This window comes from Bartonella vinsonii subsp. berkhoffii ATCC 51672 (assembly GCF_902825225.1).
GTDB classification, from domain to species: Bacteria; Pseudomonadota; Alphaproteobacteria; order Rhizobiales; family Rhizobiaceae; genus Bartonella; species Bartonella berkhoffii.
The window spans coordinates 1-459 of sequence record NZ_CADEAK010000148.1 but is presented as its reverse complement, the minus strand read 5'-3'; the positions used below and the strand labels follow the sequence as shown (position 1 = coordinate 459).

Sequence of the window (459 nt, the reverse complement as noted above, 5' to 3'; positions counted from 1 at the left end):
GGTACATCAGTGGTTACTGGCCTGTTTTTGTTCACTCATCGCTTATGCAGCTCTTGCTGGATATGACCGAATTGCTTTGCAACATCTTGGTCGTAAAATTTCTTGGATATTTATTGCCATCTGTTCATTTACCACTTATGCGCTTTCACACAATATCGGTGCTTCAGTTTTTTCTGGTGCTGTTGTACGCTACCGTGCTTATAAAATGAAAGGATTAAGTGGAACAGAAGTTGCAATATTAGTTGGCTTTTGCTCCTTTACTTTTGTAATTGGCACAATCTTGCTTTCTGGCATCGTTTTAATTCTGCAGCCTGAAATCATAACGCTTATTTACGAAGATCTTCCCGTATGGCTTGGCACAATAATTGGCGTAATTTTACTCGCCTTTATAGCGCTATACACTTTCAGCAGTTGGTTTCAGTTAAGACCTTTATACATCAGCAAAAAAATTCAACTTTC

At 38.6% G+C, this 459-nt stretch carries 1 protein-coding gene; it reads left to right on the top strand.

Going from position 1 to position 459, the window contains the following annotated elements; all coding sequences use genetic code 11:
- Positions 1 to 459 (top strand): lysylphosphatidylglycerol synthase transmembrane domain-containing protein (locus J7R10_RS08680; protein WP_208436472.1); only part of this gene is annotated, 459 nt, incomplete at both ends.